The following is a 23,326-nucleotide window of genomic DNA, read 5'->3' as shown; positions in this document are numbered from 1 at the left end:
CCGCTCCCCGGGGGGGGGGGCTTAGACCCACCACCCCCCCCCCCACGCCCCGGAGATCGTCACCCGGGGCGGCCCCGACGTGCGCGGCCGGGCAGGTCAGTCGCACCGTCCGCTGCCGCTGTAGCAGGGCGAGTACCCGGCGCTCGGGGCCGGCGCGGGGTCCGGGTGGGAGCGGTCGTAGTCGTACTGCGCCGACACGAGCAGCACGGCGACGGCACCGGCGGCCAGGAGATGCAGGACCGCCGTCCACCACGCACGGGCCGCCACCGCGATCGCGAGGAGGACGAACAGGCCGATGAGGAAGTGCTCCATGAACGCGATGCCTGCCAGCATCGCCTCGTCCATCTGCTCCTGCGCCCCCTGGGCCGCCCACTCCTCCAGCCCGTAGCCGAACATCGTCCACCCGAAGACAAGGACCTCGACAACGAGCAGACCGATGCCGGAGGCGAGGTCCGAGGCAAGAGACGTCCTGCGTGACCAGGGCCATCTGCGCCGAGCCGATCGCTCGGGAACGACATGAGTCATGCCCACATCCTGCCGAGCCGATCGCTTACGCACCTGAGTACGCACACTCATTTACCAGGTGACACCCATGGCCGATCTGATGCACCGTCAATCACGCTTGCCCGGCGACGCACCGGGCCGTCGCGACGCCACAGCGGTCAGGCCATGCGGACCACCAGACCGCTGTGCCGGGCGCGTTCCGCGGCCCAGACCACCAGGTGTGAGCGCAGAGCCTCGTCCGGGCCCGTGTTCACCAGCTCGCGGTCGTCGTCGGTGATCGCCGCGAGGAACGCCCGGATGAGCTCGTCGTCCGCGCCGCCGTGGCCGTCCGCCGCCGACGCCCCGCCCTCGGGGTCGAAGTCGAAGACCTCCCGGGTGTCGGTGAGGAAGTCGTGGAGCGTGAGCGTACGGCCGTCGCCGTCGAGCGAGCCGTGGGTGCCGAACACCCGCGTCTTACGGAAGTCGAGACCGGTGAAGGCCGTCATGGTGAAGGAGGCGGTGGCGCCGCCCTCGTACCGGAGGTTCACCACCTGGTGGTCCACGACGTCGTTGCGGCCGTTGTAGACGCACTCGCCGTAGTCCTCCAGCGCCTTCGTGAGCCCGGCGCCCGTCACGTCGTCGGTGAGCACACCGAGCGGCCACTGTTCGAAGACCGGGTCGCCGAGGAAGCGTTCGTAGATGCGCGGGGCCGAGTACGTGCAGGTGCGTTCGACGGGGCAGGTTACGCAGCGGTCGCCGGCGCCCTCCGGCTTGTTCTCGGGGCGGAAGTGGAAGAGGCTGCCGGCCGAGATGTACACCGTCTTCGAGTTCACCGCGGGCGACCCCGCGTACCTCAGGAAGGGCGGCCTCGCGGTGGGGACTCCGTACACCGAGCACCGGACGGTGAACCTGGCCAAGCAGGGCGGAACCTGGGTCATCGCCGTATCCGGCGGACGCCCCTGGAACGCCCGGCGCCGAAGCCTGCCGCCCGGTAGACCGCGTCCGCCCGGGGGCCGCTACGCCACCACGCCCCGTGCCGCGAGCAGTTCGGACACCCGGTCGAGCGGCAGGGCCGGAACGTGGTGGCCGGCCCGGCCGGTCATCGAGTGCGCGCCGGTGAGCACGTTGAGGACCGCCTCCTCCACCGACTCGACGACCGCGCCGTAGAAGGGGTCCATCCGGCCCCACGGCACGAAGCTCATCGACTCGTACGGAGCACTGCCGTCGTCCTCGGGGAACGTACTGGTCAGTGCCCCCTCGTTGGCCGTGGAGAAGGCGAGGAAGATGTCGCCGGAGAAGTGGCTCCCGGTGGTGCCGGTGCGGGCGAGGCCGAGGGTCGCCCGCCGGGCCAGCGCCTTGCACTGACCCGGCAGCAGGGGTGCGTCCGTGGCCACCACCACGATCACCGAGCCCGCTCCGGGTGGGACCTGGCGCTCGCCGTCGAGTGCCGGCTCGGGCCCGTCGGGCAGTTCGCGGCCCACCGGGACGCCGGCCACCACCAGTTCGCGCCGCGCGCCGAAGTTTGCCTGCACGAAGGCGCCCACGGTGTACCGGTCCTCGCCGTACTCAACCACCCGCGAAGAGGTGCCCGAGCCGCCCTTGAAGCCGTAGCAGCGCATGCCCATACCGCCGCCCACGCACCCCTCCTCGACCGGACCGGACGACGCCGCCTCGATGGCGTCCGCCGCGTGGCAGGGCTCCACGGCCGCGCCGTGGATGTCGTTGAGGTGACCGTCCCAGGTCTCGGTGACCACCGGCAGCAGCCATTCGGGCGCCATGTCGCGGCGGTTGGCGCGCACCCACTCGACGACGCCGCGGTGCACGGGGCCGACCGCGTACGTGTTGGTGATGACCACCGGAACGGCGAGCGAACCGCTCTCCTCGATCCAGGCGGTGCCGGTCATCTCGCCGTTGCCGTTGAACGAGTGCCAGCCGGCCGAGCAGGGAGTGCCCACGCCGTTCCTGCCCCGCGGGAGGAGAGCGGTGACTCCGGTGCGTACGTCGTCACCCTCGCAGAGGGTCACATAGCCCACCTCGACGCCGGGAACGTCCGTGATCGCGTTCCACGGCCCCGGATCGCCGGTCAGGGGGACTCCCAGCTCACGTGCCCTCATCCGGTTGTCGTCCACTGGTTCCTCCCGCGTGCCGTCGTCCCGTTGCGGGCAGAGGCTACGTGAACTTCCGCGGGGAGGAACAGCGTGTACCGGTTGCGTCGCCCGTCAGGCCTTCCCGCTCACGGCCGGCTCGTGGGTGACCTCGCCGTGACTCATCCACGGCCGGGCGAGCAGAACCAGGAAGACGCCCGCCAGGGCGAGGGCGATGAGAATGATGGCGGCCATGGGAGTCGCACTGTCCTCTCCGAAGAGGCCGACGAGCGGTGAGGCCACGGCGCCGAACAGGAACTGGAGTCCGCCGATGAGCGCCGAGGCCGCGCCCGGTGCGCTGCGGCCCAGGCTCTGGCCGATGCTCATGGTCGAGGGGAAGATGATCGCGATGCCGGAGATGGCGACGAAGAGGCAGATCCAGCTGACGGCCAGGTTCTCCCCCGTCACCAGCGGAAGGACGAGCAGGGCCACGGCTCCCAGACCGGAGACGCCGAGCCCGGCGATCAGGAGCGTGTTCAGCCGGACCCGCGCGGAGAGCCGTGCGAAGGTGACTCCGGCGATCAGCATGCCCACGGCGTTCGACGCGAAGATCAGCGAGTAGGCGGTGGGTGATACGCCGTGCACGTTCTGGAAGACGAAGCTCGAACCGCTGATGTAGGCGAACAGGGCCGCCGAGGTGAAGCTGAGCACGAGTACGTACCCCATGAAGGCACGGTGCTTGAGCAGGGTGCCCATGGTGCGGAAGGTGCCGCCGAGGCCGCCGCTGTGCCGGCGCTCGGGCGGCAGCGTCTCGGGGACGTTCTTCAGTACGGCGAACATCAGCAGTGCGCCGAGGACGGCGAGGACGACGAAGACGGCACGCCAGGTCGACAGCGACAGGACCGCGCCGCCGACGACGGGCGCGGCGATCGGTGCGATGCCGAGGATCTGCGAGAGCAGCGCGAAGTAGCGGGGTACGTCCGCTCCGCGGAAGCAGTCGGTGATCACCGCGCGGGCGAGCACCATGCCGGCCGCGCCTGCGAAGCCCTGGAGGAAACGGGCGGCGGTGAGCAGTTCCACGTTCGGTGCGACGGCGCACAGCAGGGAGAAGAGGACGAAGCCCGCCGACCCGGCGAGCAGGAGCTTGCGGCGGCCCCAGCCGTCGCTCAGCGGGCCGATCAGCAGCTGGCCCACCACCATGCCGACCAGGAAGGCCGTCAGCGTGAGCTGTACGGCCGAGCTGCTCGCGTGCAGCGTGGCCCCCATCGAGGGGAATCCGGGCACGTACATGTCGGTGGCCAGGGGGGCCACGGCGGTGAGCGCGCCCAGTACCGCGATGAGGGCGCCCACCCGCTTGGGGGACACGGCCGGGGCGGACGGCTGCGGGCCGGACGGGGTCCGGGCAGCCTGGGACACCGCCTCGTCGGAGGCGGGGGAAGGAGTTAGCATGGATATAAAGATAACCGATGGTTCACTGGTTAACAAAGGAGTGCTGGTGCAATCCCATCCCGATGGTGTCCGCGACGACTGGGTCCGTCACAATCCTGGGCTCGACGCCTCCGCCATGGATGTCGTAGCCCTCGTCAAGCAGGTGTCCGCGCTCTTCGACCGCGCTCTGGAACCGGTCTACGAGGGCGCTCCGCTCACCGCCCCCGAGGCCGACCTGCTCATCCCCCTGCGCTACGCGACCGAGCCGTCCATCGCCCGCCGGCTGGCCGACAACATGGGGATGTCGCGCGCCGGGGTCAGCAAGACGCTGGCCAAGCTGGAGAAGCGCGGCCACATCGAACGCACGCCGAACCCCGCCGACCGCCGGGCCGCACTCGTGACGATCACGGAGTCGGGCAGGCAGGCCATCGACCAGATCTTCCCGCGCCAGCTCACCACCGAGGCCGAGCTGCTGGCCGGTCTCGGCGAGGACCGGAAGAAGGTGGTGGACGCCCTCGCCCTCCTCGTCGAGGTGATGGAGGACGGACTGGCCCACCGGCACGGCCGGGTTCTGGGCCTCGGCCTCTCCAACATCCGGGGCGGTCAGTCGGCTTGACCGGGCACGGCGCCGACGGCCCTCGCCCCGCGCATCGTTGTCGGAGCCGTGTGCTGAACTCTTCCCGTGACAACCACAGGGGCGGCAGAAGCAGACGCGGAAACTGACGGCGCGACGCGGGTGCCGGCATCCGAAGCGGGGCGCACCGACCGGAGCCGGGGCGTCCACCGGGCCCCGTTCGGTCCGGCCGAGCGCGCCGCCGTCGCCGCGATCGACCTGCTGCGGCGGCTGGCGGCGGACGGGAGCGGGGTCCTGCCGCCGGCACCCCGCGATCCGGAGGTCGTCCGGTTCCTCGGCGCCACGCACAGCACCTTCTGGCCGCCGGCGACGGGCTGCCCGGACTGGCTGACGGGGGCCTGGGCGGACTGCGGGTTCCCCGAGGGCGACCCGCACGGCCCCCGCCCGGCGCCCGTGCCCGGTCGTGCGGAGGTCCTGGAGCGGCTGCGGACCGAGACGGACCGGGCGGCGCGGGGCCTGCCCGGCCGCAGGAGCGCCAAGGACACCGCCACCTGGCTCTCCCCGTACTACCTGGGCGGCGTGGTCACGGCCGCGGACATCCTGGAGGTGCTGCCGGCCCGCCTGTCGATGCCGGTCCGGGTGAGGTGGCAGCCGAGCCGCGTCCGTCATGCCTTCGAGCGCGCGCTGCGGACCTTGCTGACCGGAGCGCTGGGCACCGATCAGCAGGCCTGGCTCGGGCTTCTGACGGCGGTGGAGCTGACGTGCCGCAGCACCTCTGACCGGCCGGACATCACCTGGCCGCAGCTGGTCGGACTGGCCGCGTCCACCGAGCCCGATCCAGCCGTCCTGCTGCCCACCCGCGACCTGGAGGACCAATGGATGTACTCGCGCCGCAGCGTGCGGCGGACGGCTGCGGACGAACTCTTCGACGCGACGTGGTGGTGGCCGGCCGGTGAGGTGCTGCGCCGGGCCGACAGCACCGTCCTCGGGCTCGTCATGCCCGCCCTTCCCGCCGAAACGGGCGTGCTGCTCGCCCGGTACGTGGTCGCCCTGCGGCACGGCACTCCCCCGGCCGTGCTGAGCCATCTCATGGCCGTCGGCGACCGCGACGCGCTGCTCGTCCTGGCCGGCGGCGTGGATCTGGACGGACGGACCGCCGTGCCCCTGCTGGCCCTGGGTGATCAGGACATTCATCTGATGGTGGTGAACACATGGGCCCGGGTCACTCCGGATCAGCGCCGGAAGGCACTCACCGACCCCGCGGTGGACCTCGCCCCGCGGGTGTCGGAGATCTCCTCCCTCGTCCACCACGAGTGCCTCCAGGCGCGTGAACCGGAGCTGGTCGAGGCGGCGTTCGGCGGGCCCCACCGGAAGAAGTTCAAGGCCCAGGAACACCTGACGGGCGCTCTGGCGCTCCTGCGCGCGGGCGGGCCGACCCGGCTGACGGCGCTCCTGGCCACCGGCCTGGTCGCGCCCGCCGTGGCCCGTATGTGCGCCAAGGCGCTGACGGCCCCCGATCCCGGCGCCGCACTCCGTGCGCGGGCCCGGCGGGAGTTCACCACGCCGAAGCTGGCCGCCCGGCTGCGCCGGGTGAGCCTGAGCTCGGGCGCCACGGACACGGCGCAGCTGATGGGGCTCTTCGACAGCTGGGAGATCGACTGGCCGTACCTGGAGGCGGAGCATGTCCGTGAGCCCTTCGAGCACTGGCCACAGGTCGTGAACCGCCCCTCGACGCCCCCGGAGGTGCTGGCCCGGCATGCCCGGCCGGCAGCCCGCAGTGTGCCGCACGGAACCGTGTGCCGGAGCGGCGATCCGATGGTCGCCCGCGGGATCCTGCGGACCGGCATCGGCTACGGAAGCACCCCCGACGGAGCCGTCGACCAGCTGGACCGGATGCTGGAGCAGGGGCCGGTCACGTCCGACGACCTGATCACCGTCGCCGGACAGGCCCCCTGCGTCCTGCGGTACCTCGGCGACGCGAGGCACCGGCCGGACGCGCCCGCGGCCGTGGCCGAGGCGGTGAGCAGGGTGGCGGGGCTGGTGCGCGAGCACCTGCCGGCGGAGGACGAGGCCGCCTGGCACCGCCTGTACGCACGCCTGGGCGCCCGGTCCCCGCACCCGCTCCGGGAAGGCACGGTGGAGGCGCTCCTGACGGCCGGGGCCGACGACCGGCAGACGGACGGGTAGCCGACGGGGCGTCACCCGTACGGCCCGCGCCCGGTCGCCGTTCCCCGGCGGCCGTTCGACGATCGGGATTCGGCCGAGCGAGGGGAGAGGTCCGTCATGGACCCACAGGACGGTTACGAGTGGCAGACGCAGCAGACCGGATACGTACCGCCCCAGCACCGGCCCCGGCCCCAGGCCCCCCGCGTCGACGCCGGACGGCTCTGGGCGGGCGGTGCCATGACCGCCGTCGTGGCCGCGCTCACCGCCGTCGTCGGACTGCTGCTGATCCGCGGGGTGCTGGGCATTCCCGTGTTCGCGCCGGAGGGTGACGGGGCGATGGGCGACGCGTCGACGGGGGTACTGGCCATGGGGGCGGCCCTCGCCGCCCTGGTGGCCACCGGCCTCCTGCACGTACTGATGCTGGCGACACCGCAGCCGGGGACCTTCTTCGTCTGGATCGTCACCCTCGCCACCGCCGTGATGGTGCTGCTGCCCTTCACCACCTCCGCCGCGCTGGACGCCAAGATCGGCTCGGCCGCGCTGTACCTCGTCATCGGCATCGCGATCGGTTCCCTGCTGTCCGCCGCCGGCCGCAGCGCGATGCGCCAGGAGTACTGAAGGGCGCTCGGGGTCAGTTCTCCTCGGTGAGCTGCTCGTCCAGTTCGTCGAAGAGCAGCTCGCCGTGGTCGATCTGGCCGGTGCGGTACGCGGAGCGCGCGACCAGGTGCGCGGCCACCGGGCCGGTCATCAGCTGGAAGAAGCCGATCAGCGCCAGCGTCGCGAGGTCCATGCCGCTGCGCAGCCGCAGCGCGACCCCGGCCAGCACGAGCAGCATGCCGAGTGACTGCGGCTTGGTCGCGGCGTGGCTGCGGGACAGGACGTCGGGCAGCCGCAGCATGCCGATCACACCGAGCAGGCAGACTGCCGCGCCGATCAGCAGCAGGACCGCGCCCGCCGTGTCGACGATCTGGAGCCAGAGGCTCACGGTGCCTCCTTTCCGGTCCGCGGGTCGCCGTCGGTGCGCGGGCGGCCCGGCGGCCGGTCGCGTACCGCGATGAAGCGCGCGATGCCGACCGATCCGGTGAAGCCGAGGAAGGCCAGCACCAGCATGATCGGGAAGTAGAACGGGTCCCGGGCGAAGGCGGACTTGGCGCCGAGCCCGGCGATGATGAGCGCCGCGCAGACATCCAGCGAGATCGCCCGGTCCAGCATCGAGGGGCCGCGCCAGATACGGAACAGCAGACCCGCTCCGGCGAGGACGATCAGGACGACGGCCGCGGTCAGCAGCACCCGGTCGACGGTCTCCGGCACACTCATGCGCCCTCCTCCTGGTCTCCCGGCCGCTCGCCGGGGTGCGGCGGCGACGGGGGCGGTCCGGCGACGCGGTCGATCTCGTCACGGGTGCCGAAGGCCCGGACGGTCAGCTCCTCCATGCGCCAGACGGAACGCCGGGCCGCGACCAGCTCGGCGGGCCGGTCCGCGTCGAGGACGTGCACGAAGACGGTGGCGGTGGCGCGGCGCACCTCGACGACCGATCCCCCCGGCACGTTCGACACGGCGACCGCCGTCGCGGTGAGCATCAGGTCCGAGCGGCAGCGCAGCGGTACGGCGATGACCGCGGCCCGGTGCGGGTAGTTCCCGAAGATCTGCCGGGTGACCTTCACGCCGGAGGTGTACATGTCGTAGAGCAGATAGGCGGCCAGCCGCAGGATGCCCCAGGGGTGCAGTCGCAGCCCCAGATCCACCTGTGGCAGGGGAAAGGCCAGACAGACGACCACCGCGACCGCGGCACCGGTCAGTACGTTGGCCCAGTTCAGGCTGGACCAGAGCAGTACCCAGATGACGGTGAGCCAGGCGATCAGCGGAAGATCGAGCACACGCGGCCGGCGGCCGCCGAACTCACAGCTGAAGGGCGGCAGGTTCTTGTTCCGGTAGGAGAACGTGATCAGGCGTTTCACCGGCCGAGCACCGCCTCGATGTAGGGGACGCGCGCGATGAGTTCGGCCGCCGAGCGGTCGGTGTACGAGGTCAGCGGTCCGGCGAACACGGTGAAGGCGAGGCCGAGCGCGATCGTGGCCGCGGTGGCCCAGGTCATCAGATGCGGCAGCTTGGTCGTGGTCCTGACGGCGTGGCCGTGGAGGGTGGCCGCGACGGCGCGGCCGGCCGGCTCGTGGCGGGGCCGTACCCCTTCGTCGCCGGTGCCGGGCATCCGGTCGGGGCCCTCGTCGCTGTCGTCGTCGCCGCTGTCGTCGTCCGACTCCAGGACCGTGCCGTCCGCGGCCTGGCCGGGAGGCGCGGCCCGCCAGAACGCGAGGTTCCAGACCTTGGCCATCACGTACAGGGTGAGCAGGCTGGTCACCGTGGACCCGATGACGAGGATCCACGCCCAGACGCTGCCGTCGGCGACACCGGCCCGCATGAGTCCGAGCTTGCCGATGAAGCCGGAGAGCGGGGGAATGCCGGCCAGGTTCATCGCGGGTACGAAGAAGAGGACGGCCAGCAGCGGTGCGGCCTTGGCGATGCCGCCGAGCCGGGTGAGTTCGGTGGTGCCGCCCCGCCGTTCGATCAGTCCGGCCACCAGGAACAGCGTGGTCTGGACGGTGATGTGGTGGACGACGTAGACGATCGCGCCGCCGTACGCCTCCCGGGTGGCGAGGCCGATCCCGAAGACCATGTAACCGATGTGGCTGATGAGGGTGAAGGAGAGCAGCCTCTTCAAGTCGGTCTGGGCGACGGCGCCCAGGATGCCGACGACCATCGAGGCGAGAGCCGCGGCCATCAGCAGGTCGCCGAGCCGGTTGCCGGGGAACAGCAGGGTCTCGGTGCGCAGCATGCAGTAGACGCCGACCTTGGTGAGCAGTCCGGCGAAGACCGCGGTGACGGGAGCCGGTGCGGTCGGGTAGGAGTCGGGGAGCCAGGCCGCGAGGGGGAAGACGGCGGCCTTGATGGCGAAGACGGTCAGCAGCATCGCCTGGATCAGGGTCTGGACACCCAGCGGGAGTTCGGCGAGGCGGCCGGCCAGCTGGGCGAAGTTGGCGGTACCGGTGGCCGCGTACGTCATGGCGATGGCGGTGAGGAAGAGCATCGAGGAGAACAGGGAGATGATCACGTACGTGGAGCCCGCCCGGATCCGGGGCCCGGTGCCGCCGAGCGTGAGCAGGACGAAGCTCGCGACCAGCATGATCTCGAAGCCGACGTACAGGTTGACCAGGTCACCGGCGAGGAAGGTGCAGGAGACCCCGGCGACCAGGATCAGGTAGGCGGGGTGGAAGACCGCGACCGGTGTCTCCTCGTCCCGGTCGGCCATGCCCTGGCCCAGGGAGTAGACGAGGACGCAGAGGGTGACGGCCGAGGAGACGGTCAGCATCAGTCCGGAGAGCCGGTCCGCGACGAGCGTGATGCCGAGCGGCGGGGCGAAGTCGCCGAGGTGCACGGTGAGCGGGCCGTCCCTGTCGGCGCCGATCATCAGGGCGACCGAGAGGCCCAGTACGGCGGTGAGCACCGCGACGCTGATGAAGCGCTGGAACTGTTTGAGCCGGGTACCGAAGGCGAGGCTCAGGCCGGTGGCGCAGAGCGGCAGCAGCACCGGCAGCGGGACGAGTGCGTTCACCCGTTGTCTCCTCGGTTCGCGTCGTCGGGGGTGCCGGGCGGCTCGGGCCCGTCAGGGCCTTCGGCGGGCTGCTTCGCCGCGTAGTCCTCCGGGTCCGCGCCCAGGACGTCGTGCCACAGGTCCCCGCTCGCGTCCCGGCCGCGGGCCTGGAGAGCGCGGTCGGCGCGCAGCCTGGCCCGCAGTCGGCGGCGCTCCTCGCGGTAGCGGCGGCGGGCCTCGGCCGTGCGGTCGGACTCGGCCCGGTACTGCTCGCGCAGTTCGTCGCGCTCCCCCAGTACCTCGGCGCGCAGCACGATGCGCCGGTCCTCGTCGTCGTCGTGCACCTCGTCCGTGCCGGTCAGCTGGTGGCTGCGGTAGGCCATGGCGAGAAGGAACGCGGTGGTGGCCAGCGTGATGACGATGGCGGTGAGAGCGATGGCCTGGGGCAGCGGGTCGGTGACGCGGCCCAGGTCGACGCCGTAGAGCAGGGGTTCGCGGCCGGCCGATCCGGTGGCGGAGAGGACGAGCAGGTTGATGCCGTTGCCCGCGATGACCGCACCCAGCAGGATCCGGGTGAGGGGCCGGGTGAGCATGAGGATTCCGCCGACCGCGCACAGGACCGCGGCGGTGGCGAGGAGCGAGGCGCTGACGGTCACGGGGTGGCGCCTCCCGTCCCGGGAGCGGGTCCTGCCGCCGGCCCGGCTGCCGCCTGTTCGGCCGCCGCCCGCTCGATCTGCCGGTCGATCTTGGCGCCGAGCGCCCGCACGATGTCCAGCACCACGCCCAGGACCAGCAGATAGACCCCGCAGTCGAAGATCACCGGCGTGCCGAAGTGGTAGTCGCCGATCAGCGGGAGGTGTCCGTGGTGGGTCCAGGCGTGCAGGACCGTGCCGTCGGCGAGACCGAGCAGCGCGACTCCGGTGGACAGGAAAAGGCCGAGGCCGGTGAAGAGCCCGGGCTGCAAGGGCGCGGCCTCGGCGAGTTCGAAGCGGCCGCCCGCCAGGTAGCGGGTGATCAGCGCGACCCCGGCGACCAGCCCGGCGACGAAACCGCCGCCCGGCATGTTCTCGGCGCAGAACAGCAGATACACCGAGAGCACCAGGATCGGGTGGAACAGCAGGCGGGCCACCACCTCGAAGACGATGGAGCGGTGCTCGGGCGCGAGCGTGGCACCGGCCGCCAGCCAGTCGCGCTCCGGCGCCCCTTCGTCTCCCTGCGGCAGTCCCGTCAGCGGGGTGGTGGTGACCGACCAGGCGGTGTGTCCCTGGACCTCCGGCGGCGCTGCCGCGCCCTCGGCGCGGCGGTGCAGGTAGATCAGGCTCGTCACACCGATCGCCGCGGCGGCCAGGACGGCCGACTCCCCCATCGTGTCCCAGGCCCGCAGGTCCACCAGGATCGTGGCCACCACGTCCTTGAGGCCGTGGTGGGCGGTCTCCTCGACCATGGCGGCGCCCGCCGGCTCCGCGGTACGGGCGGCCGCCGCGACCCACACCACCACGCTCAGGGTGGCGGCCGCGGCCAGCGCCACCGGGATACGGACGGCCCGCCGCCAGGTGCTCATCGACTCCTGGAAGTGCACGGGCATCCGCCGCAGCACCAGCACGAACACGATCATCGACACCGTCTCCACGCAGAACTGGGTGAGCGCCAGATCCGGTGCACCCTGGACGACGAAGAGCAGCGCGGTCCCGTATCCGGTGAGTCCGGCCAGCACCACTGCCTTCATGCGGCGCCTGACGGTCAGGCAGAACAGCGCCGCCGCACAGGTCAGCGCAGCGACGGCGCCCTGCAGCGGTACGTCCCACAGGCGTGGCGCCGCGGCGCCGTGCCAGGGCCGGTCGACGCCGAGCACGGCGAGCTGACCGGCGAGCATCGCGAGCAGGGTGGTGGCGAGGTAGACGGACAGGGAGCCGCGCTGGACGAAACCGGTGACCTGGAGGGAGAACCGTTCGAGGCCCAGCAGCAGATGGCCGAAGACGATGTCCGCGGTCGGCCAGGCGATCCGCCGGGAGAGCCGGGTGACCGGGCCGCGCGCGGCGAAGAGCACCGCGCCGCCCGCAGTGGCGACGGCCGACAACAGCAGGGCGGTGCCCCAGCCGTGCCAGAGGGCGAGGTGGTAGGGGTGGGCGGAGGCGGGGAAGGTGTCCGCGTACGCGCTCAGCAGCCGGTCGGTCCACCCGACGCCCGGACCCAGCACCAGCCCGCAGGCCGCGAGCAGGGCGGGCGGTGCCAGGAAGGCCCAGCCGACCCGGTGGACGGGGGTGTCGGCCACACCCGTCTTGCGCCAGAAGGCGCCCCAGACGAAGCGGACGGTGTACGCGACGGTCAGTATCGACCCCACGACCGTGATGCCCAGCGCCCAGCGGTCCGCGGTGTCACCGTGCTGCAGCGCGTCGAAAGCGGCCTCCTTCGCGGCGAAGCCGAGCAGCGGGGGCAGCGCGGCCATGGAGGCGGCGGCGGTCACGGCGACGGCGCAGACATGCGGCAGCGACCGTCCGACACCGGAGAGTCTGCGCAGGTCCCGGGTGCCGGCCGCGTGGTCGACGATGCCCGTGACGAGGAACAGCGGTGCCTTGAACAGGGCGTGACCAAGGATCATGACGGCGGCGGCCAGCGCCGCGTCGCGGTTGCCGACGCCGGCGAGCAGGGTGAGGAAGCCGAGCTGGCTGACCGTGCCGTAGGCGAGGACGAGTTTCAGATCGTGGAGCCGCAGGGCCCGCCAGCCGCCGAGCAGCATCGTCGCGGCGCCGAGGATCATCACGACGGGCCGCCAGACGGGTACGTCGGCGAAGCCCGGGGCGAGCCGGGCGACCAGGTAGACGCCGGCCTTGACCATGGCCGCGGCGTGCAGGTAGGCGCTGACGGGGGTGGGCGCCGCCATGGCGTTCGGGAGCCAGAGACTGAACGGCCAGATCGCCGATTTCGACAGGGCCCCGCACAGGATCAGCACCACGGCCACCGAGACGGCGAGGCCGTCGTCGGGCGGGTCGGCGAGGATCGTGGAGATGCGGTAGGTGCCCGCAGCCTGTCCGATGATCAGGAAGCCGACGAGCATGGCGAGTCCGCCGAGCGTGGTGACGGTGAGCGCCTGGAGGGCGGAGCGGCGGCTGTGCCGCTGCTCGCTGTCGTATCCGATGAGCAGGTAGGAGAAGACCGTGGTCAGCTCCCAGAACACGTAGAGCGAGATCAGGTCGTCGGTGAGGACGAGGGCGAGCATGGCCCCGGCGAAGGCGAGCAGGTTCCCGGCGAATCCGGCCAGTTGCGGGGTGTCGTCGGTGAAGTAGGAGGCGCAGTAGAGCAGGACGAGCGTGCCGACGCCTGCCGCGAGCAGCACCATGAGTTCGGCGAGGGCGTCCAGGCGCAGGGCGACGGAGACGTCGTAGGCGGGGATCCAGGTCCATGACCAGGTGACCGAGGAACCGGAGGCCGTCGTGTCCCACTGGGCGAGCGCCCAGCAGGTGGTGGCGGCCGGCGGCAGCGCGAGGACCACGAAGGCGCGTGCGCCCAACCGCCGCACCAGCGGGCGCGCGCACGCGGCGAGGACGAAGTGACAGATGACGAGCGCGGTCATACGGCCCCGCGGAGTGCCCCGCGCCCGTCCCGGGAGGGCGTCCGGGGCCCGACAGGCCGCGTCGAACCGGCCGGTACGGCGCGGGTTGTCGAAGCCCGACGGGTCACGGCACCGGGTCGCGCGGTGCGAGGAGGCACAGAACAGACAATGGGCACTAAGTACAGATATATCCCCGACCCCGCTTCACCCGTACGGCGCGCCGCGCCCACTCCGGCCCGCTGGGATCAGTTGCGGTCGGCACCCCCGGACGGGACGCACACGTACGGCCGCACGCACGACGGCCGACGGTGACGCCCTGTCACCATCACTCCGTACCGGCTCCGACGGCGCCCCGAACCGACGCTTCCGCCCCTCGGAGTCGAAGCCCTGACGTCACTTTCCGGACAGCTTCGCGCGTTGATGGTGTTTCTGTGGGCGATCGGTGTTGCACATGTGAGCCCGCTTCCTTTCCATTTTTGCAGTGTGACTAATATCTATGTGTCGAAGTTTCCAACGGATTTGGCCAGTCGCGAGGCTGGCATCACGTCAAGGAGCATGCCCTGCGCACGCGCGCGTCACGGCGGAGCGACTCGACCACAATGTCGCTGCGGACGGCCCTGCTCGTACTGGCCATCGTCCCCGGTGTCGCACTGGCCGCCCTCTGGGCCGTCACCAGTGGTCAGACTCTGCTCGACTTCCAGAAACAGGCAGCCCAGGGGCAATTGGCCCAGAGGGCCGGCCAACCGTCCAACATCGTCTACTACAACCTGCAGGAGGAGCGGCGGCTGAGCGCCGAGGCTCTGGCCCGTCAGGGAGGTGCCACCGACGCGCTGCGCAAGCAGCGCACGCTGACCGACGAAGCGATCACCAGCTTCCAGTCCCTCTCCGACATCTCCGCCGACGACGCCCCCGACGAGGTCCTGGACGCGGTCAGCCAGGCCCGTACGGCGATCACTCAACTCCCGGCGCAGCGCTCACTCGTCGACGAGGGGGACAGCGACCAGCAGAAGGCCGTGTACCGCTACTACACGGACCTGATCGACGTCGACCTGAAGCTCTTCACCGCGCTCAGCCACGTGGACAACGGCCAGACCACCACGATCTCCCAGCCGCTGGTCGACCTGTTCTGGGCCAAGGAGATGATGTCGCGCTCGGACGCCCTGCTGGCCCGTGGCTGGCCCAAGGGCAAGCTGAGCACGGAGGACCTCCAGCAGGTCCGACAGGCCGTTTCCGGCCAGTCCTTCCAGTACGCCACCAAGGTCGTCCCGTACCTTCCGGCGGACGAGAAGGCCATGTGGGAGGAGATCTCGGCCAGTTCTGCCTGGAAGACCAAGACCCAGGTGGAGAACGAGGTGCTGCGGCCCGCCGACCCGGACAGCGCCGGCTTCGTCAGCCTCGGCGCCGAGGAGAAGACCTGGCGCGGCGCGATGGACGAGGTCACGCCCCAGCTGGTGAAGCTGATGGAGCACCGCACCGACCTGGTGATCACGATCGGCACCGACAGCGCCATCTCCCTGCTGATCAGGGTCGTGCTGACCTCGGTCGTCGGCCTTGTCGCCGTCGTCGCGGTCATCTGGATCACCTGGCGCCTCACCCGCAATCTGCGCCGCCGGATCGGCCGGCTGCAGGAGCGGGCCGAGGAGCTGGAGAAGACGCTGCCCGACGTCGTCGAGCGGCTCGCCAAGGGCGAACGCATCGATGTCGAGGCCGAGGCGCGTGCCATCGGGAACGACGGCAAGGGCGGTAGGACCGACGAGCTGACCCAGCTCGGTGACGCGCTCGACCTGGCACGCACCAGCGCTCTCCAGGCGGCCGTCAAACAGGCCGACCAGCATCGCGGCTTCGAGCGGCTGCTGCAGCGCATCGCGCGCCGCACCCAGCAGTTGATCGGCCAGCAGCTGAAGAAGCTGGACGAGCTGGAGCGCAAGCACGAGGACCCCGAGGTGCTGGACGGCCTCTTCGACCTCGACCACCTCACGGCCCGCCTCCGGCGCTACGAGGAGAACCTCGTGATCCTCGCGGGCGGCTCCCCGCACCGGCGCTGGCGCAAGCCCGTACCGCTGCTGGACGTCATGCGCTCCGCCCAGGGCGAAGTGCAGGACTACCGGCGCGTGGTGCTGGATCCGGACGGCGCCCCGTGGCTCTCCGAGCGCGCTGTCGGCCCGGTCTCCCACGTGCTGGCGGAGCTGATCGAGAACGCCCTCACCTTCTCCAAGCCGCCCAGTCCCGTCGAGGTCAGGGCGGCCCGGGTCAGCCGGGGCCTGGCCATCGAGGTCGAGGACCGCGGGCTCGGCATGGAGGAGGATCAGCTCGCCGAGGCCAACGAGCTGATGAGCAAGCCGCCCCGGATGGACGTGCTGGCGCACTCCGACGACATCCGGCTGGGTCTGTACGTGATCGCGCGCCTCGCCGACCAGCACGGCCTGCGGGTGGAGTTCCGCCACTCGGCCTTCGGCGGCACCCGGGTCGTCCTTCTCGTCCCCGACGCGCTCACCGTCCCCGGTCCGCACTCCGGTCCGGTCGCGGTCCCGTCCCCCGAGGACGTCGGCGCCGAACCGGTCCCGGCACCCGCCCCGACCCGCGATGCCGACGCGCTGCCCAGCCGGGGCCGCGGTCAGGCTCTCGCCGGGGTCACGGCACTGCACGCCGCGAACACGCCGTTCGAGACCACCGGTACGCCCTACACGGTGGCGGACGAGCCCCTCCCCGACCGGGAGGAGCAGCCGCAGCCGGCCCCCTCCGACGACCCGTTCGGTGACCTGGTGACTCCGTACACCCCCTACGCCGACAGCGCGCCGGGGAACACGTACGGCCCCACCGCGCCCACGTCCCCGTACGGCGGCGGCACGGACCCGAACGGGTACGGCAGCCGGAACGACGCCCCGTACGGCGAGTCCGCCCCGTACGCCGGTGCCGAGCAGCCGTACATGAAGGCCGAGGGCCAGTACCCGGTATCGCACCAGCCCTACCAGACGCCCGAGGAGCCGTACATGACTCCGCACCAGCCGTACGAGGGACCGTACGCGGGCGTCCCCGACCGGACCGGCTTCCCGGTCCCCGGGCCCCGGCAGCCGGAACCGTCCGCCGGGCACCACGGACAGCTGCCGGTGTCCGAACCCGACCATCCGGCGCCCCCGGCGGCGGGAACGACCGGCCGGGAGGGCGGGCCGGGGCGGCCCGCCCTGCCGGCAGCACCCGCCGCGGAACCTCCGCTGCCGCGCCGGGTACGACAGGCCAGCCTCGCGGACGAACTGCGGATCGACCCGGCCTCCGGGCCTGCCGCACCTCAGCCGCCGAGCCTGTCCGCCAACCCGGTGCCCCGGCCGGCCCCGCGCCGCGCCGGTGCCGCCATCGGAGCCTTCCAGCGTCGGTCCCGCGCCGCACGCGCGACCGACGAGCCGCCGACGCAGCCCGCCCCTCCCGCACCCCTCCCCACGAGAGAAGAACGGCCATGACACGCACAACCGCCACTCACCAGGACCTCGACTGGCTGCTCGACGGTCTGGTGGACTCGGTGGCCGAGACCCTGAACGCCGTGCTGCTCTCCGACGACGGCCTGGTGGTGAGCCACTCGCGCACCGTGGAGCGGTCCGACGCCGAACGGCTGGCCGCCATCTGCACCGGCCAGCAGAGCCTGGCCCGCGGTGTGGGCCAGCTCTTCAACGGCGGCGGCGTGCACCAGGTGATCGTCGAGCTGTCGGATCTGTGGCTCTTCATCATCTCGGCCGCCCAGGGCACACACCTGGCCGTCGTCGCATCCCAGGAGGTGGATGCCGAGATCATGTCGCTCGCCATGCACAACCTCGTCCAGCAGGTCGGCCAGAAGCTCACCACCCCCGTGCGGAACGACTTCAACGCCTTCGGCGGCGGGGACGGGCCGCGCGCGTGACCCCGCACTGGGAGGACGAGGAGAACGAACCGGGCTGGGCGGACGGGGAGGACGGGGCGGGCACCATGGTGCGCCCGTACACCATCACCCGTGGCCGGACCGCTCCCGACCGGGACGACTTCACCCTCATCACCGTGCTGACCACCGCGGACGACCCGCGTGACGGACGCGGCGCGGCGGTCCATCCGGGCAGGCTCCAGCCGGAGCACCGGATGATCCTGGACCGCTGCCGGCGCCCCGCCGCTGTCGCCGAGGTCTCCGCGGACCTCAACCTCCCGGTCACGGTGACCAAGATCCTGCTGGCCGACCTGGTCGCCCAGGGCCTGCTGCTCGCCCGTGCGCCCCTTTCGGTGGCCCGGGCGGCCGGCGGCGCCGACATGGGAATGCTGGCCACCCTTCGCGACGGACTCGGGAGACTCTGAGCCAAGATGACCATCAGTCAGGCGGCCCCCGCCGCCGTAAAGATTCTGATCGCCGGCGGCTTCGGCGTCGGCAAGACCACCCTCGTGGGTGCAGTCAGTGAGGTCGCGCCCCTGCGCACCGAGGAGTTCCTGACCAAGGCGAGCATCGGCGTCGACGACCTGGCCGGTGTCGGGGAGAAGGACACGACCACCGTGGCCCTGGACTTCGGCCGGATCACGGTCAGTCCGGAGCTCGTCGTCTACCTGTTCGGCACGCCGGGCCAGGAGCGCTTCTGGTTCATGTGGAACGACCTGGTCAACGGGGCCCTCGGCGGCGTCGTGATCGCCGACACCCGGCGGCTGGAGACCAGCTTCGCCTCGATCGACTTCTTCGAGAGCCGGGACATCCCGTTCGTGGTGGCGATCAACTGCTTCCACGGCCACAACACCCGCACCCTGGAAGAGATCAGGGCTGCTCTCGACCTCGATCCGCATGTCCCCCTGCTGCTCGGCGACGTACGCGAGCGGCCCTTCGGCCGTGATGTGCTGCTGGCCCTGGTGGACCACCTGATGAGCCTGCCCGTCGCGGCCGGCTGACCCTCCTCCCCGACACTTCGCACTTTTCCCGCACTGGAGAGATCCGATATGGCAACACCCCTGCGCGTCCTGATCCACGGTGGCGGCATCGGCGGGCTGACGCTCGCCACCGCCCTGGCCCGGCGCGGCCACACCGTCGAGGTCGCCGAACTCCGCAACGAGCTGGACGCACTCGGCGTCGGCATCATCCAGCCGTCCAACGCCCTGCACGTCATGCGCGAGATCGGGGTCCTCGACGACTGCCTCAAGGCGGGCTTCGAGTGGGAGGTCCTCACCATCGCCGACCCGGCCGGCAACACCCTGGCCGAGATCCCGCAGCCCCGCATGGGCGACGCCCCGTCCAACAACGGCATCCCGCGCCCCGCGCTCGCCCAGGTGCTCGGCGCCGCGGCCACGGCGGCCGGCGCGACGATCCGTTTCGGCGCGACAGTCTCGGAGCTCACCGACGACGGCGAGGGCGTGGACGTCACCCTGTCCGACGGCTCGGCCGCGCGCTGGGACCTGGTCGTCGGCTTCGACGGCATCGGCTCGCCGCTGCGCACCCGGCTGTACGGCGACCGGTACGTCCCCGAGTACACCGGCTTCGCCAACTGGCGTGTCACCGTGCCCCGTCAGGAGCACGTGCGGGGCGTCGTGATGGGCACCGCGGGCCAGGCCGCCAAGGCGCTGCTCACCCCGATCACGGACGAACTGATGTACCTGGGCGCGGTGTTCGCCGAGTCCGAGGACTTCCGGCCCGACGCGGAGAAGGCTCACGAGCAGCTCAAGGAGCGGCTGCCGATGTTCTCCGGCCCGGTCGCCGAGGCGCTCGCCGCGGTCACGGGACCGGAAGCGGTGGTGTACTCGCGGATCTCCCAGGTGACCGTCGAGGAGCCGTGGCACGTCGGCCGGGTGGTCCTGGCCGGTGACGCCGCGCACGCGAGCACCCCGCACATCGCGCAGGGTGCGGCGATGGCCGTGGAGGACGCACTGGTGCTCGCCGAGTCGCTGGACGCCGAGGCGGACGTCGCCGCCGCGCTCGACGTCTGGGAGGCCCGCCGCCGCCCCCGTGCCATGTGGGTGCAGGCCATGTCGCGTGCCGTGCTCAAGCAGGAGACGGGCGGGGAGACGACGCCCGAGGAGGACGAGCTGCTGAAGGTCGGCATCCCGGGTGCGGCGCACGTGCTGGTACAGCCGTACTGATCATGCGCTGAGCGCGCCGAAGATCGCGAACGCCCCGTGCGGGCCCGGATTCCCGGGCCCGCACGGGGCGTTCGTGTGGTCAGGGCAGGACCGCCACCCCGTCGATCTCCACGAGCGCCTGTTCGTCCCAGAGCCGTGCTGCCCCGATGACGGCCATCGCCGGGTAGTCGCGGCCCGCGAGCCGCCGCCAGACGCGGCCCAGCTCGGCGGCGTTCGCCCGGTAGTCGGCGACGTCGGTGGCGTAGACCGTGACCCGGGCCAGGTCGGCCGGGGAGCCGCCGGCCGCGCGCAGGGCGGTGAGGAGGTTGGTGAGGGCGGTGGCGAACTGTTCGGGCAGCGTGCTTCCGGTGATGGCGCCCCGCTGGTCCAGGGCGGTCTGCCCGGCCAGGAACACCAGTTGGCTCCCGGTGGCGGTGACCGCGTGCGAGAAGCCTGCCGGCGGTGAGAGTTCGGCGGGGTTGATCCGGTGGATCGGGCTCATGCGGACGGCTCCCGGTTCGCGTACAGCTCCTTGGCGATGATGGTGCGCTGGACCTCGCTTGCGCCCTCGTAGATGCGGGGGGCGCGGACCTCGCGGTAGAGGTGTTCGAGGAGATGGCCGCGGCGCAGGGCGCGGGCGCCGTGCAGTTGGACGGCGGTGTCCACGACGTACTGCGCGGTCTCGGTGGCGTACAGCTTCGCCATGGCGGCCCGTCGCGGGACGCCGGGTTCCCCCGCGTCGTACGCGGCGGCGGCCGCGTACACCAGCAGCCGGGCCGCCTCGGTGCGGGTGGCCATCTCCGCGACCTGGTGGGAGACGGCCTGAAGGCCGCTCAGGGGGCCGCCGAACGCGGTGCGTGTGGCGGTGTGCTCCACGGTGGCGTCGAGGGCGGCCCGGGCCATGCCGACGGCGAAGGCGCCGACGCTGGGCCGGAAGAGGTTGAGGGTGTTCATGGCGACCCGGAAGCCCCGGTCCGGTTCGCCGAGCACGTCGTCGGGGGTGACCGGAACCGCGTCGAAGCGGAGGGCGCCGATCGGGTGCGGGGAGAGCATGTCCAGCGCGGTGCCGGTCAGCCCGGGACGGTCGGCGGGGACCAGGAACGCGGTGACGCCGCGCGCTCCGGCGCCCGCGGTCGTCCGGGCGAAGACGGTGTAGAAGTCCGCTTCCGGGGCGTTGGAGATCCAGCACTTCTCGCCGGTCAGCCGCCAGCCGTCGGGCGCGGGCACGGCGTCGAGGGCCAGGGCCGCCGCGTCGGATCCGGCCCCCGGCTCACTCAGCGCGAAGGCGGCGACGGCGCGGCCCGAACGGACCTCGGGGAGCCAGCGCTCGCATTGGGCGGGGGTGCCCGCCTGCACCACGGGGTACGCCCCGAGGCCCTGGAGGGCGAGGGCGGTCTCGGCCTCCGTGCAGCCGCGAGCGAGCGACTCGCGCAGCAGGCACAGGTCGAGCGCGCCGGAGCCGAACAGCCGGTCCAGCAGTCCGAGCTCGCCGAGCTCGGCGACCAAGGGACGGTTGACGTGCCCCGGCTCGCCCTTCTCGACGAGCGGGCGCAGCCGCTCATCGGCCAGGGTGCGCAGCTCCTCGCACCAGGCGGTCCGTGCCGGATCGAGCGAGAATGCCGTCATACCGGCGCCTCTCTTGTCGAAAGTCCCGTCAAAGCCGTGCGTGTGCCGTCCTGCTGGACGCCGCGGGTTTTATCGCGGACCGTTGACTACCGTCACCCAAACGATACGCTCCAAGGGCGACAAGGGGGCGATCCTTCATGGACCCGAACACCTCAGCGCACATCGACAGCTTCGCCAGGGAACATCTGCCGCCCGCCGACCAGTGGCCGGAACTGGTCTTCGACCTGCCCGAGCTGCACTATCCGGACCGGCTCAACTGCGCCGCCGAGCTCCTGGACCGTACGGCCGAGCACTTCGGACCGGACCGGCCCGCCTTCCGTACGCCCGACGGCGGGGTGCTGAGCTACGGGGAGCTGCGGGATCTGGTCGACCGGATCGCCCATGTCCTCACCTCGGACCTGGGAGTGGTGCCCGGCAACCGCGTGCTGCTGCGCGGCCCCACCACGCCTCGCCTCGCCGCCTGCTGGCTGGCGGTGCTGAAGGCCGGCGCGATCGCCGTCACCGTACTGGCGCAACAGCGGGCCGCCGAACTCGCCACGATCTGCTCGATCGCCCGGATCAGCCATGCGCTGTGCGATGCCCGGTCGGCCGAGGACCTGGTGAAGGCGGAGGTACCGGGGCTGCGGATCACGACGTACGGCGGTGACGCACCCGACGACCTGCTGCGGCTGGCCGCCGGCCGGCCGGGGCCGTACCGGGCCGTCGACACCGCGGCGGACGACGTGGCACTGATCGCGTTCACCTCGGGGACCACCGGGCGCCCCAAGGGCTGCATGCATCTGCACCGCGACGTGCTCGCCGTCGCGGACACCTTCTCGCGACACGTCCTGCGGCCGGTGCCCGACGACGTGTTCGCCGGCAGTCCGCCGCTCGGCTTCACCTTCGGGCTCGGCGGCCTGGTCGTCTTCCCGCTGCGGGCCGGCGCCTCGGCCCTGCTGCTGGAGCAGGCGGGCCCCAAGCAGTTGCTGCCCGCCCTGGCCGCACACCGGGTCTCGGTGCTGTTCACCGCCCCGACCGCCTACCGGGTGATGCTCGACCAGCTCGACGGTCACGACCTCTCCGCGCTGCGCCGCTGTGTCTCCGCGGGTGAGAACCTGCCCGTCGCGACCTGGCACTCCTGGTTCGAGCGGACGGGTCTGCCGATCATCAACGGCATCGGCGCCACCGAGCTGCTGCACATCTTCGTCTCCGCCGCCGACGAGGCGATCCGCCCCGGCACCACCGGCGTCCCGGTCCCCGGCTGGCAGGCCCGGGTGGTGGACCGGGACGGCGAACCGGTGCCGGACGGTGAGCCGGGCCTGCTCGCCGTGCGCGGGCCGGTCGGCTGCCGCTACCTCGCCGACGAGCGGCAGCGGGAGTACGTACGGCACGGCTGGAACCTCACCGGCGACACCTATGTGCGCGACGCGGACGGCTACTTCCGCTACGTGGCCCGCGCCGACGACATGATCATCTCCTCCGGGTACAACATCGCGGGACCCGAGGTCGAGGACGCCCTGCTGCGCCACCCCGAGGTGGCGGAGGCCGCGGTGGTGGGCCGTGCGGACGAGCTGCGCGGCCGGATCGTCGCGGCGTACGTGGTGCTGCGCGAGGGCTCCACCCTGTCGGCCGATGCGCTGCGCACCTTCATGCGGGCCGAACTGGCCCCGCACAAATGCCCCCGCCTCATCACGTTCCTGCCCGCACTGCCCCGTACCGCGACCGGCAAACTGCAACGGTTCCGGCTTCGCGCGGACGAACCCGGTGCGGACTCCGGCGCACCGGGCCGAGAATGATCA

The 23,326-nt window shown here is 71.9% G+C and carries 21 protein-coding genes; 9 read left to right on the top strand and 12 right to left on the bottom strand.

Annotated elements, in window-relative coordinates; translation table 11 throughout:
* Nucleotides 1-96: 96 nt before the first annotated feature.
* The 4 genes from ABT025_RS25275 to ABT025_RS25260 form a co-directional block, all read right to left on the bottom strand.
* Nucleotides 97-525 (bottom strand): DUF6234 family protein, encoded by a 429-nt coding sequence (locus tag ABT025_RS25275; RefSeq protein ID WP_350998727.1) that lies wholly within the window; start codon nucleotides 523-525, stop codon nucleotides 97-99.
* 137 nt (nucleotides 526-662) lie between these two features.
* Nucleotides 663-1,316, bottom strand: a complete 654-nt coding sequence (locus ABT025_RS25270) for a Gfo/Idh/MocA family oxidoreductase (RefSeq protein ID WP_350998724.1) — start codon at nucleotides 1,314-1,316, stop codon at nucleotides 663-665.
* Nucleotides 1,317-1,499: 183 nt separating this feature from the next.
* Nucleotides 1,500-2,597 (bottom strand): DmpA family aminopeptidase, encoded by a 1,098-nt coding sequence (locus ABT025_RS25265; protein WP_350998721.1) that lies wholly within the window; start codon nucleotides 2,595-2,597, stop codon nucleotides 1,500-1,502.
* A 105-nt stretch (nucleotides 2,598-2,702) separates the two neighbouring features.
* On the bottom strand, nucleotides 2,703-4,016 hold the full coding sequence (locus ABT025_RS25260; protein WP_350998718.1) for a multidrug effflux MFS transporter: 1,314 nt from the start codon (nucleotides 4,014-4,016) through the stop codon (nucleotides 2,703-2,705).
* Nucleotides 4,017-4,062: 46 nt separating this feature from the next.
* On the opposite strand from ABT025_RS25260, the gene ABT025_RS25255 reads away from it, so the two are divergent.
* The 3 genes from ABT025_RS25255 to ABT025_RS25245 all read left to right on the top strand — a co-directional run bounded on the left by ABT025_RS25255 (nucleotide 4,063) and on the right by ABT025_RS25245 (nucleotide 7,353).
* Entirely contained in the window at nucleotides 4,063-4,611 is a 549-nt protein-coding gene (locus ABT025_RS25255) for a MarR family winged helix-turn-helix transcriptional regulator (RefSeq protein ID WP_350998716.1), read from the top strand.
* Between the two features lie 120 nt (nucleotides 4,612-4,731).
* The gene (locus tag ABT025_RS25250; RefSeq protein WP_350998713.1) at nucleotides 4,732-6,756 is read left to right on the top strand and encodes a hypothetical protein; all 2,025 of its coding nucleotides are present in this window, start codon (nucleotides 4,732-4,734) and stop codon (nucleotides 6,754-6,756) included.
* Nucleotides 6,757-6,852: 96 nt separating this feature from the next.
* Nucleotides 6,853-7,353 (top strand): DUF6069 family protein, encoded by a 501-nt coding sequence (locus tag ABT025_RS25245; protein ID WP_350998711.1) that lies wholly within the window; start codon nucleotides 6,853-6,855, stop codon nucleotides 7,351-7,353.
* Between the two features lie 13 nt (nucleotides 7,354-7,366).
* On the opposite strand, the gene mnhG is transcribed toward ABT025_RS25245, so the two are convergent.
* The 6 genes from mnhG to ABT025_RS25215 are packed head-to-tail and all read right to left on the bottom strand — an operon-like array spanning nucleotide 7,367 to nucleotide 13,895.
* Nucleotides 7,367-7,720, bottom strand: coding sequence for a monovalent cation/H(+) antiporter subunit G (gene mnhG, locus ABT025_RS25240; protein WP_350998708.1), 354 nt, complete (start codon nucleotides 7,718-7,720; stop codon nucleotides 7,367-7,369).
* Nucleotides 7,717-8,052 carry an MrpF/PhaF family protein gene (locus tag ABT025_RS25235; protein WP_350998705.1) on the bottom strand — a complete coding sequence of 112 codons (336 nt, stop codon included), beginning with the start codon at nucleotides 8,050-8,052 and terminating at the stop codon, nucleotides 7,717-7,719. Before ABT025_RS25235 ends, mnhG begins: the two co-directional genes overlap by 4 nt.
* A complete protein-coding gene (locus ABT025_RS25230; RefSeq protein ID WP_350998702.1) occupies nucleotides 8,049-8,693 on the bottom strand; it encodes a Na+/H+ antiporter subunit E in 645 nt (214 codons plus the stop codon). Before ABT025_RS25230 ends, ABT025_RS25235 begins: the two co-directional genes overlap by 4 nt.
* On the bottom strand, nucleotides 8,690-10,345 hold the full coding sequence (locus tag ABT025_RS25225) for a Na+/H+ antiporter subunit D (protein ID WP_350998699.1): 1,656 nt from the start codon (nucleotides 10,343-10,345) through the stop codon (nucleotides 8,690-8,692). Before ABT025_RS25225 ends, ABT025_RS25230 begins: the two co-directional genes overlap by 4 nt.
* On the bottom strand, nucleotides 10,342-10,980 hold the full coding sequence (locus ABT025_RS25220) for a Na(+)/H(+) antiporter subunit C (protein ID WP_350998697.1): 639 nt from the start codon (nucleotides 10,978-10,980) through the stop codon (nucleotides 10,342-10,344). The genes ABT025_RS25225 and ABT025_RS25220 overlap by 4 nt, the downstream gene beginning before the upstream one ends.
* Complete coding sequence (locus ABT025_RS25215; RefSeq protein WP_350998695.1) at nucleotides 10,977-13,895, bottom strand: Na+/H+ antiporter subunit A; 2,919 nt, start codon at nucleotides 13,893-13,895, stop codon at nucleotides 10,977-10,979. The genes ABT025_RS25220 and ABT025_RS25215 overlap by 4 nt, the downstream gene beginning before the upstream one ends.
* A gap of 578 nt (nucleotides 13,896-14,473) precedes the next feature.
* Here ABT025_RS25215 and ABT025_RS25210 point away from each other — a divergent pair.
* From ABT025_RS25210 to ABT025_RS25190, 5 genes are read left to right on the top strand one after another with little or no spacing between them, the layout of a single operon-like run.
* Nucleotides 14,474-17,329 carry a sensor histidine kinase gene (locus ABT025_RS25210; RefSeq protein ID WP_350998689.1) on the top strand — a complete coding sequence of 952 codons (2,856 nt, stop codon included), beginning with the start codon at nucleotides 14,474-14,476 and terminating at the stop codon, nucleotides 17,327-17,329.
* On the top strand, nucleotides 17,326-17,763 hold the full coding sequence (locus ABT025_RS25205; protein WP_350998686.1) for a roadblock/LC7 domain-containing protein: 438 nt from the start codon (nucleotides 17,326-17,328) through the stop codon (nucleotides 17,761-17,763). The genes ABT025_RS25210 and ABT025_RS25205 overlap by 4 nt, the downstream gene beginning before the upstream one ends.
* Nucleotides 17,760-18,185 carry a DUF742 domain-containing protein gene (locus ABT025_RS25200; RefSeq protein ID WP_350998683.1) on the top strand — a complete coding sequence of 142 codons (426 nt, stop codon included), beginning with the start codon at nucleotides 17,760-17,762 and terminating at the stop codon, nucleotides 18,183-18,185. The genes ABT025_RS25205 and ABT025_RS25200 overlap by 4 nt, the downstream gene beginning before the upstream one ends.
* A 6-nt stretch (nucleotides 18,186-18,191) precedes the next feature.
* Entirely contained in the window at nucleotides 18,192-18,761 is a 570-nt protein-coding gene (locus tag ABT025_RS25195) for a GTP-binding protein (protein WP_350998681.1), read from the top strand.
* A gap of 48 nt (nucleotides 18,762-18,809) precedes the next feature.
* Nucleotides 18,810-19,943 carry an FAD-dependent monooxygenase gene (locus ABT025_RS25190; protein ID WP_350998679.1) on the top strand — a complete coding sequence of 378 codons (1,134 nt, stop codon included), beginning with the start codon at nucleotides 18,810-18,812 and terminating at the stop codon, nucleotides 19,941-19,943.
* Nucleotides 19,944-20,022: 79 nt separating this feature from the next.
* Here the strand turns inward: ABT025_RS25190 and ABT025_RS25185 are convergent, their stop codons facing one another.
* Nucleotides 20,023-20,424 (bottom strand): RidA family protein, encoded by a 402-nt coding sequence (locus ABT025_RS25185; RefSeq protein WP_350998677.1) that lies wholly within the window; start codon nucleotides 20,422-20,424, stop codon nucleotides 20,023-20,025.
* On the bottom strand, nucleotides 20,421-21,548 hold the full coding sequence (locus ABT025_RS25180; protein ID WP_350998675.1) for an acyl-CoA dehydrogenase family protein: 1,128 nt from the start codon (nucleotides 21,546-21,548) through the stop codon (nucleotides 20,421-20,423). The genes ABT025_RS25185 and ABT025_RS25180 overlap by 4 nt, the downstream gene beginning before the upstream one ends.
* Nucleotides 21,549-21,685: 137 nt before the next feature.
* Here ABT025_RS25180 and ABT025_RS25175 point away from each other — a divergent pair, with 137 nt between their 5' ends.
* On the top strand, nucleotides 21,686-23,323 hold the full coding sequence (locus ABT025_RS25175) for an AMP-binding protein (protein ID WP_350998672.1): 1,638 nt from the start codon (nucleotides 21,686-21,688) through the stop codon (nucleotides 23,321-23,323).
* Nucleotides 23,324-23,326: the final 3 nt, after the last annotated feature.

Origin of the sequence: Streptomyces sp. NPDC002809, assembly GCF_040295435.1 — a bacterium.
In the GTDB taxonomy this organism is placed as follows: Bacteria; Actinomycetota; Actinomycetes; order Streptomycetales; family Streptomycetaceae; genus Streptomyces.
This window is presented reverse-complemented; position numbering and strand designations above follow the sequence as displayed.